At 48.1% G+C, this 9,505-nt stretch carries 12 protein-coding genes; 5 read left to right on the top strand and 7 right to left on the bottom strand.

Annotated elements, in window-relative coordinates; translation table 11 throughout:
• The coding region (locus INF29_RS02090) for an IS3 family transposase (RefSeq protein ID WP_193484323.1) at window positions 1-314 on the top strand (314 nt) is incomplete at its 5' end.
• A gap of 99 nt (window positions 315-413) precedes the next feature.
• Here INF29_RS02090 and INF29_RS02085 read toward each other — a convergent pair.
• Window positions 414-620, bottom strand: a complete 207-nt coding sequence (locus INF29_RS02085; protein ID WP_072848353.1) for a hypothetical protein — start codon at window positions 618-620, stop codon at window positions 414-416.
• Window positions 621-776: 156 nt separating this feature from the next.
• On the opposite strand from INF29_RS02085, the gene INF29_RS02080 reads away from it, so the two are divergent.
• From INF29_RS02080 to INF29_RS02070, 3 genes are read left to right on the top strand one after another with little or no spacing between them, the layout of a single operon-like run.
• Window positions 777-1,754, top strand: coding sequence for an alpha/beta fold hydrolase (locus INF29_RS02080; protein ID WP_072848350.1), 978 nt, complete (start codon window positions 777-779; stop codon window positions 1,752-1,754).
• Between the two features lie 48 nt (window positions 1,755-1,802).
• Complete coding sequence (locus INF29_RS02075; protein WP_193484321.1) at window positions 1,803-2,285, top strand: PaaI family thioesterase; 483 nt, start codon at window positions 1,803-1,805, stop codon at window positions 2,283-2,285.
• Window positions 2,286-2,306: 21 nt separating this feature from the next.
• Window positions 2,307-2,789, top strand: a complete 483-nt coding sequence (locus INF29_RS02070; RefSeq protein WP_087988902.1) for a PaaI family thioesterase — start codon at window positions 2,307-2,309, stop codon at window positions 2,787-2,789.
• 284 nt (window positions 2,790-3,073) lie between these two features.
• Here INF29_RS02070 and INF29_RS02065 read toward each other — a convergent pair whose 3' ends face one another.
• Window positions 3,074-3,322: a helix-turn-helix domain-containing protein gene (locus INF29_RS02065; RefSeq protein ID WP_072848344.1), complete on the bottom strand. Its 249-nt coding sequence runs from the start codon at window positions 3,320-3,322 to the stop codon at window positions 3,074-3,076.
• 131 nt (window positions 3,323-3,453) lie between these two features.
• Here INF29_RS02065 and INF29_RS02060 point away from each other — a divergent pair, with 131 nt between their 5' ends.
• Entirely contained in the window at window positions 3,454-3,918 is a 465-nt protein-coding gene (locus tag INF29_RS02060; RefSeq protein WP_193484320.1) for an SLOG family protein, read from the top strand.
• Here INF29_RS02060 and noc read toward each other — a convergent pair.
• The 5 genes from noc to INF29_RS02035 all read right to left on the bottom strand — a co-directional run bounded on the left by noc (window position 3,890) and on the right by INF29_RS02035 (window position 9,504).
• Window positions 3,890-4,720, bottom strand: a complete 831-nt coding sequence (gene noc, locus INF29_RS02055; RefSeq protein ID WP_243184057.1) for a nucleoid occlusion protein — start codon at window positions 4,718-4,720, stop codon at window positions 3,890-3,892. The two genes, INF29_RS02060 and noc, sit on opposite strands and share 29 nt — an antisense overlap.
• 225 nt (window positions 4,721-4,945) lie before the next feature.
• A complete protein-coding gene (gene rsmG, locus INF29_RS02050; protein ID WP_193484318.1) occupies window positions 4,946-5,665 on the bottom strand; it encodes a 16S rRNA (guanine(527)-N(7))-methyltransferase RsmG in 720 nt (239 codons plus the stop codon).
• A gap of 3 nt (window positions 5,666-5,668) precedes the next feature.
• Window positions 5,669-6,091 carry a hypothetical protein gene (locus tag INF29_RS02045; RefSeq protein WP_193484316.1) on the bottom strand — a complete coding sequence of 141 codons (423 nt, stop codon included), beginning with the start codon at window positions 6,089-6,091 and terminating at the stop codon, window positions 5,669-5,671.
• Between the two features lie 22 nt (window positions 6,092-6,113).
• On the bottom strand, window positions 6,114-7,994 hold the full coding sequence (mnmG, locus tag INF29_RS02040; protein WP_193484314.1) for a tRNA uridine-5-carboxymethylaminomethyl(34) synthesis enzyme MnmG: 1,881 nt from the start codon (window positions 7,992-7,994) through the stop codon (window positions 6,114-6,116).
• A 121-nt stretch (window positions 7,995-8,115) separates the two neighbouring features.
• Window positions 8,116-9,504: an MATE family efflux transporter gene (locus tag INF29_RS02035; RefSeq protein ID WP_193484312.1), complete on the bottom strand. Its 1,389-nt coding sequence runs from the start codon at window positions 9,502-9,504 to the stop codon at window positions 8,116-8,118.
• Between the last annotated feature and the right edge of the window lies 1 nt (window position 9,505).

The raw sequence follows: 9,505 nt of genomic DNA, 5'->3' as shown, positions 1-9,505 counted from the left end.
ATGGAACAGGTTTGATTCTCCATTCCGATCAAGGATGGCAGTACCAAAACAAATATTACCGCCAAATGCTCAAACAAAAAGGTATCCGGCAAAGTATGAGCCGAAAGGGTAACTGTCTGGACAATGCAGTTATGGAAAATTTCTTTGGACTGCTTAAGAGTGAACTTCTCTATCTCCAAAAGTTTCAATCCATGGAACACTTCAAACAAGAATTGGTGGAATATTTGGATTATTATAATAACCATCGAATCAAAGCAAAACTAAAGGGCTTGCCACCTGCAATTTACAGACAACAAGCCCTTCTGGCTTCTTAAACAATTTTAATTTGAAAATATTGTCTAACTTTTTGGGTTCAGTTCAATCCGAGGATTCCAGCTTTTTTATTTTTCTATGATTTGGGCATGAACCCATCTTTACAGCCCTCTTGCCAGTCTTTGGAGCATATCCAGCAAATATCCATCCATGAACCGCAGCACCAACACCAGCGCCGCCAGGTATGCCGCCAGAGAAATGACTTTTTGCAGATGGTTCTGGAAACGGTCTGCCGCTGCCACTTCCAGCACCGACTGGATACACACAATGAGAAACAACTGTCCTGCCAGCACCAGAAACCCTTCCATCTGCCCTTCCCCTCCAGAAACAAAAATCTTCATACTATCTTATGAAACTTCCATCTTTCTTATGAAACTGCCTCTTTTCAAATGCACGATTTCGGTTCATAATAATAGTAATGGGATTTTTTTAATTTGCTGAAAAGAAAAAAAGGAGGTAACACGATGATTCAAAAAGCCATTCGGAAACTTTCTCTCCCTCTCTTTGCCTCTGCCGGCATCACTGCCGCCGGACTTATCCTTTATCAGCGCATCAGTCTGCATCGGGCATCCCGTAAGGGAGATAAAACACCTTTTGAAAGCTACACCACCCCCGACGGGGTTTCTATGGCATATGAACGTTTTGGTTATGGTCGTCCTGTGGTACTGCTCCACAGCCTCCATCCCGGGGCATCCAGACGGGAATGGCGCCCCCAGATCGAAAAGCTGGCAAAAGATTTTCGGGTATACACCGTAGATTTGCCGGGCTACGGTCAGTCCGACAAGCCCACCAAGCCCTGGACAGCTTATCAGTACGCCAAAGCCCTTCACAGCTTCCTTTCGGATGTCATCGGAAAACCCGTTGCTCTTGCTGCTGCCAACGGCGGCGCAGACATCGCTCTGGTGCTGTCCATGCTTTACCCGGAAGATCTGGAAAAGATGGTGCTCATCTCTCCCGAAGGCATCGGCAGAGGATTTGCCACACCCAATGATACCCAGCAGCTGAAAAAACTGCTGTCGCCTGTCATCGGCACCCAGGCATTTCTGGACGGCACATCCAAAAAAGCCCTGCGGCTTCTGGCAGAAGAACTCTTTTACCAGAAAGAACGGATGCCGGTTGACTTCGTGAAAAACCTGAAACAAAACGCACGCTACGGCAAAGGCGCACAGGCTAGCTATGCCGGTTATGTGACCCGCTTTGCCGCTGCCGATACCAAACAGGCTTTTGCTTCTCTTTCTCTGCCCTTCCTGCTGATTTGGGGAGAGAGAAATGTACGCAACAGCGCCGTTTATCTGGAAGAAGCCGAAAATTTACAGGAAAAAGGGGAATTTATGCTCTTTGAGGATACGGCTGCCCTGCCCCACATGGAAAACAGCAAGGCATTTGGCCAGATCCTGAAAGATTTTTTGAGTGAAGAAGATCTGGAGCGCAAAGCCATGTGAGCCTTCAGACCAACAAAGGAAAAAAGGAATGGAAAGGATGTTTTTGATTTGAACTTCAATGAACTGCCCGGTCTGTCACAGACCCAAATGGAAGAATGGTACCATCAGGCAGTGGCCCCCAATTCTTCCCGTCTGCGGGAAGGCGCCATTGCCAAACTGGAACCCAAATTCGTATCCTGCGATTTTCAGACAGGAGAAGCCGTGATGGAATATGAAGCGCTGGAATGGGAACTGAACCCCCAGAGCATGGTCCACGGCGGCATCATCATCACTGGTTTTGACACCTCTTTGGGGATGCTCTGCCATTACTACGCATACCCCAATATGCTGACCACCGTCAGCCTGTCCTCCACGTTTGTTCGCCCCATCCGTATGGGCGATACCATGGTGTTCCACAGCAAAATCAAGTCCTTCGGCCGCAGTCTTGTGACACTGGAAGGAAAAGTATATCTGAAAAGCACAGGAGAACTGGCTGCCACCGCAACAGCCACATTCAAGATTCTCCACCATAAAGTCAAAACAGAAATCTAAACAAAAGAAAGGAATCGACCTATGATCTACTTAAGCGAAGAAACCTCCTCACAGGAGAATATGGAAGCATGGCTCAGTCAGCTTTCTGACCCGGAATTTCCACTGCTGAAAGACAGCGTGTTAAAACTGCTCAAACCCAGACTGGTGGCATGCAATTTCGAAGAAAAGTCCGCAGAGTTTGCCTTTACCGTAGAGGATTGGCAGCTGAACCCGGAAAAAGGGCTTCACGGCGGCATTATGGCAACAAACTTTGATGTGTCCTTTGGTCTGCTGTCCCATTATTTCGCAAAACAGCATATGGTTTCCACAGTGACCATCCATACCACATTCTTGAAGCCCGTTATACCCAACGACGTCATCCATTACAAAGTGCAGATGTCCCATCTGGGCAGAACCATCCACAGCATGACAGCAGAAGCTTGGCTGGAACGTGACAACATTCTGGCAGCTACGGCTTCCGCTTCCTACATGAAACTTCATCAGACTTTTGACAGTCCCATCTGATTTTTGGGGGCTGTATCATAAGAAAACAAATATAGCCGGATTCCTTGCATAAAAAGGATTCCGGCTTTCCTGTTTTTATTGGCGTTATTTTCCTCTGAAAACTGCCCCAGAAATCAAGCAATGTGGTGATTGTTCATTAGAATGTGTCCGCATGTCAAAGACACACCCTTCTGTAATCCAAATCATATTATATATGTTATGTAAACAAAAAAACTTCATATTTTCTGAAGAAAATAAATAAAAAAGCCGGTGTTTTTCCATGAAAATATACCGGCTTACGTTTATTATTCTTCCGCTTCTTCATAAACCAACAGGTCAGAAACTTCACAATCCAGCACATAGCAAATCCGTGCCAAAACATCCAGATCCAGTTTTTCCACCTTGCCGCCATACCACTTGTGGATGACTTCATAGCGGGTGCCTGTCAAACGGCTCAGTTGGTTGCGGGTCATACCACGGCTGTCCATGATCTCTGCCAAACGCAGACGGACGGCGCCGTATTTCCGCTGTATCAAAATGGACTTTTCTTCCATATGCTTCACCTCTAGGACTATGCTATCTATATCTTCTCTAAAAATCTATATCCATTTATATCGTAATCTATTCTATTTTAATTATTGATTATCACTATATAAATAGTTACTATAAATATGAGGTGATTTCATTGAAAACAAAAACATGCTGTTTTTCCGGGCACAGAGAACTATATCCCAAAAAAATCCCCCTTCTGGAAAAAGAATTGCACAAAATCATTGCTGACTGTATAGAAAAAGGGTATCGCCGTTTTCTCTGCGGAGGCGCAAAAGGATTTGACTTTTTGGCGGCAAAAACCCTCTTGGCACATCAAAATACCTGTCCTGAAATCCAATTGGAACTTGTTTTCCCCTATAGATACCTGCCGCCCATGTGGAAAGAAATAGCGGCAAAGGCAAACAGCCTGACTTATCTATCTGAAACCTACTACCCCGGCTGTTTTTATGCCCGCGACCGCTATATGGTCAGCCAAAGCCATGGAATCATTTACTATCTGGAAAAAGAAACAGGCGGCACCGCTTACACCGTGCGCTGTGCCAAAAACAGTTCTTTGGAACACTTCCCCATTACTCTTTCTTCCGAATCCGAATGGTAATCTGGCACCCATCTTCCTGTTCCTCATCCTCATAGACCACATCCACCCCTGCCCGGCGGATGACCTCCACAGACTGTTTGATGGTATTGGTGAACAGGCGGAAATCCGTGACGCAGCGCTTTTCTTTCTGTTCCTGTTTCTCCGCCATGGCTTTGGCACGCATTTTCTCCAAGGTATCTGCCACCAATTCTTCCGTCTTACGGACATTCAGTTCCTCCCGGATCATCTGCTCCAGCACCACCGTTCTGGTTTCTTCATTAGGCAGTTTCAGCAATGCCCGGGCATGACGTTCCGTGAAGTTATTTTCCACCAAAAGCCGCTTCAAAGGGTCTTCCAGCTTCAGTATCCGCAGTTTATTGGCAATGAAAGACTGGCTTTTGGAGAGCTTGGAAGCCAGTTCTTCCTGTGTCAAACCATAGTCCTCCATGAGGTTTCGATAGCCTTCCGCTTCCTCCAGAAAAGACAGGTTTTGCCGCTGGATATTCTCCAATAACGCCAGCATGGCGCTGTCATACTCATTGACCTGCACCAGCAGGCAAGGCACCGTTTCCAGCCCAGCCAGTTCCGCAGCCCGAAGCCTGCGCTCCCCCGCTACCAATTCATAAGAACCGCCGCTCATTTTCCGCACCGTTAAGGGCTGCAAGATCCCATACTCCCGGATGGAGGCGGAAAGCTCCTCCAGTGCTGCCCGCTGAAAATAGCGTCGGGGCTGATAGGGATTGGAACGGATTTTTTCTATGGGAATCTGGTATACCACCGCATCTTTTTTCAACCGCATTTCGGGAAATTTCAATACTTCCATACAAACACTCCTTCTGTTCTGCCAAAGTCTGTAAAAAGGGGTTTTTTTTCTGTTCCAGACAGCGGCAAACTCCCTTTTTCCACATTTTAGCACAGAAGGATTGCCCATCCTCAAAAACCGTACAACAAAAAAAGCAGACTCTCGACAGAAAGCCTGCTTTTTTCACAGGGTGCCGAAAAAGTCGACACCCTGTCAACATCATTTTAATTTTTTGATTGCATTTTCTTATTTCAGTGGATTTTTATTGATTTTCCCTGCTTTTCTGGGGTATGCCTTGGGTGTAGGCGCGGTTTTTTCAATGATGACCAGTTTATGCTGCAAGTCTGTGAAAGGGATTTCCACATCCATGACTTCTGCCACTTTGCCCCCCAGTTTTTTCAGCGCGCCTTGGGCTTCGTCAATTTCTCTCAGGGCATCGGGGCCTTTCAGCGCCGCCAGTCTGCCGCCTACTTTCACAAAAGGCAGGCAAAATTCCGCAAGGACTGCCAGATTTGCCACAGCTCTGGATACGCACAAGTCGAACTGTTCCCGATAATCAGGATTCTGACCGCCGTCCTCTGCACGGCTATGGACATAATGCACGCCGGAAAGTCCCAGCTGACTGCCCACTTCTTCCAGAAAGCCAATGCGTTTCTGCAAAGAGTCCAGCAGGGTCATTTCTACCTGAGGACAGGCAATTTTCACAGGGATACCGGGGAAACCTGCCCCTGTACCTACGTCGATGATCTTTTCCTGTCCGGTCAATGACAAATGGGGCAGGATGCTCAGGCAATCCACAAAGTGTTTCTGCACCACGTCTTTTTTGTCTGTAATGGCGGTGAGGTTCATTTTCTCATTCCATTCCAGCAGCAGGGACAGATATGTCATAAACTGTGATGCCATTTCTTCTGTGAGGGTCACGCCCATTTTTTCACAGCTTTCCTGTAACAATACCTTATGTTCCATAAGCTACTCCTTTTCGATACAATAGATTTTCCATTTGCCAAAGTCGTCGGGCTCTGCCACCATGCCAACGGAAATGACTTCCTTTTCTCCTGCCGCCGCAAGGGACAGGGTACGCATGCGCTCCCCTGTTTCCTTCACGAAAAAGCGGTATTTTTCCGCATGGGCAAAAACCCCTTTGATTTCTTCCAAGTCCGCACCACTGATGGCGCTGGACAGATACCCTCTCGCTTCCTCTGTGCCCTCCTGTTTCAGGGCATGGAGAAAGGCAAGGAGTGTGCCTTTGGGACTGACCAGAGAGAAAAACGGAGATTTCCGGGTGGAAAGCACCGCATCCTCCAGCCGAAAGGCTTTATGATTGACGGGCAGAAACAGTTTCCTGCCCTGTGGTTTCGGCATAGGTTTGCCGTTCCATGAAAGAAAGAACATATTTCTTCCCCTCCTTCATTTCTCAGCCATTTCGTTTCTGCTGTTCCATATAAATGAGCAGAACGGAAATGTCCGCCGGGGAAACGCCTGTGATACGGGAAGCGTGACCCATGGAACGGGGACGAATGGCATTGAGTTTTTGACGGGCTTCCAGTCGAAGCCCCTGAATGGTTTCGTAGTCCAAATCTTCCGGCAGCAGACGGTTTTCCAGTTTCTTGAACTGTTCCACCTGTTTCAGCTGCTGGCTGATATAGCCTTCATATTTGATCTGGATATTCACCTGTTCCCGTACAGGGGCAGGCAATTCGGGGCGTTCCTTATCCAAAGGCGCCAGTTTTTCATAATCCAGTTCGGGACGTTTGATAAGGTCTGCCAGTTTGAAACCGGACTTGATGGGAGTACTGCCGTACTGTTCCAACAGTTCCAGTGTTTCTTTGGCAGGGGTGATGGTCAGGGCTTTTACCCTTTCGATTTCTTCCCCAGTCTGACGTTCTTTTTCCAGCAATGCTTCGTAGCGTTCATCGGAAATCAAGCCGATTTCATGACCGATGGGTGTCAGACGCTGGTCTGCGTTATCCTGACGAAGGAGCAGACGGAATTCCGCACGGGATGTCATCATACGGTAAGGCTCTTTGCTGCCTTTGCTGATGAGGTCATCAATGAGAACGCCGATATAACCGTCGGAACGCTGGAGGATAATGGGTTCTTTCTGCTGGATATAACGAACGGCGTTGATACCGCCCATAAGCCCCTGTGCAGCCGCTTCTTCATAGCCGGAGGAACCATTGAACTGACCAGCGGAAAAAAGACCGTGATAGTCCTTAAATTCCAGAGAAAGCTTCAGCTGGGTTGCGTCGATACAGTCATACTCGATGGCATATGCAAAACGGGTGATTTCGCAGTTTTCCAGACCGGGAATGGTACGGTACATGGCAATCTGCACATCCTCCGGCAAAGAGGAGGACATGCCCTGGATATACATTTCTTCGGTGTTTTCTCCTTCGGGTTCTACGAAGAGCTGGTGACGTTCCTTATCGGCAAAACGCACCACTTTATCCTCGATGGACGGGCAATAACGAGGGCCTGTGCCTTCAATCAAGCCGCCAAACAAGGGAGAACGATGGAGATTATCCCGGATGACCTGATGGGTCTTTTCGTTGGTGTAAGTAAGCCAGCACAAATCCTGTTCTCTGGCGATGCCTTCCGGTGTGTTTTCAAAGGAGAAAGGCACGATGTCAGGGTCGCCGTACTGGGGCTGCATTTTGCTGAAGTCCAGAGAGTTCCGGTTCATACGGGCAGGTGTGCCTGTTTTGAAACGGAACAGACGGATACCCATATCCAGCAGGTTCTGGCTCAGTTTTGTAGCAGGCATCAGGTTATTGGGTCCGCTTTCGGTGATGCAGTCCCCGGTCAGGCAACGGCTTTTCATATATGTGCCCATGCAAAGCACAGCCGCTTTACAACGGTAAACGGCACCGCTGGCAGTGACAACGCCCACCACCTTATTGTCTTCCATGAGGATTTCGGAGATTTCCGCCTGCTTGATGCGCAGATGAGGGGTTTTCTCCAGCGTATGTTTCATTTCCTCATGGTATCTTGTTTTGTCCGCCTGTGCCCGCAGAGAGTACACAGCGGGACCTTTGCCTGTATTGAGCATTTTGGTCTGGATATAGGTCTTATCGATATTCTTGCCCATTTCGCCGCCCAATGCGTCGATTTCGCGGACAAGATGGCCTTTGGAGCTGCCGCCGATGGAGGGGTTGCAGGGCATCATGGCAATGCTGTCCAGACTGATGGCAAACATCACCGTTTCCATACCCAGTCTGGCTGCTGCCAATGCGGCTTCACAGCCTGCATGACCGCCGCCCACAACGGCAATATCTATGGTTTCTGCTTCGTACATGTTCTATTTTCACCTCTATTTGAAGTTTATTTACTTCCACATGAATTTCCATTGTACCATTTTATGAGAAAAACCCCCGGAATGCAAGGATTTTCGAGGGTTTCTCCAAAAAAAACATATTTTACGCCTCTGCGGGCTTTTTGCCTGCCTCCAGTTTTTTCATGGCGTTCTTAAACTGGTAAGCAAACATGATGGCTGTGGTGGTCACAGCGATGAAGTCTGCCACGGGTTCCGCCAGAAAAACGGCTCTGTCTTTCTGCTCCAAAATGGCAGGCAGAATATAAATCAAAGGAATGAGCAGGATAATCTTTCTGTAAACTGCCAAGAACAGGGATGTTTTGGCGTTGCCGATGGCAATGAAAGTCTGCTGGCAGGCAATCTGGATGCCGAAAATGCCAGAGAGTGCCATATAATGCCGCAGTGCCCAAGCTGTATAACTCAGTAATTCCTCGTTATTGGTAAACATAGACGGAATCAAACGAGGGAATACCATACAGATTGCCCACAGTATCAGAGAATAAGTCAAACAATACCGCAGCAGCAGGCGGAAAGTCTGACGCACACGGTCCGCGTTGCCGGCGCCGAAATTATACCCTGTAATGGGCTGTGCCCCCTGTGTAAAGCCCTGTAGGGGCAGCATGGAAAACTGCATGATGCTGGTCAAAATACTCATAGCACCTACGGCAATGTCGCTGCCATAACGATACAGAGAGGAATTGAAGCAAACGCTGATGGCGCTTTCCGTTGCCTGCATGATGAATGGGGACATCCCCAGCAGCAGACAAGGTCCCACTACGGAGCCGCGCAGGCGGAAATATTTTTTCTGCAATTTCAGTATGGTTTTCTTGCCTGTCAAAAAGCGCAGTACCCAGATAGCGGAAACCGCCTGAGAAATGATGGTAGCCAGCGCCGCACCTTTGACCCCCATATGGAAACCGAAAATGAAAATGGGGTCAAGTACGATATTGATGATAGCACCAATGACAACGGTGGCCATACTGATTTTGGCAAAGCCCTGTGCGGTGATGAAAGCATTCAGACCCAAGGCAAACTGTACGAAAATGGTACCCAGCGTATAAATGCGCATATAGTCCATGGCATAGCCGATGGTGTTTTCACTGGCGCCGAATGCCATGAGTAGAGGCTCCGCGAATCTGCGGAAAAATACCGTCAGTATCAATGCGATGATGATGAGCATGATAAAGCTGTTGCCCAATGTATAATGCGCTTCTTCGTTATCGCCTCTCCCCATGAGGACGGAAGCACGAGGGGCGCTGCCCATACTCACCAGTGCCGCAAAGGCTGTGATGAGCATGATAATGGGCATGCAGACCCCTACCCCTGTTAATGCCAATGCCCCAATGTCAGGAATATGCCCGATATACATACGGTCAACCACATTATAAAGGACGTTGACCACCTGCGCGGTGATGGCAGGGATGGCTAACTGCCTTAATAATGTCTTGACATTTGCCGTACCCAGTACGTTATCCTGTCCAGATGGGTTCATA

Source organism: Anaerotignum lactatifermentans, from assembly GCF_014982935.1.
GTDB lineage: Bacteria > Bacillota > Clostridia > Lachnospirales > Anaerotignaceae > Anaerotignum > Anaerotignum lactatifermentans.
This window is presented reverse-complemented; position numbering and strand designations above follow the sequence as displayed.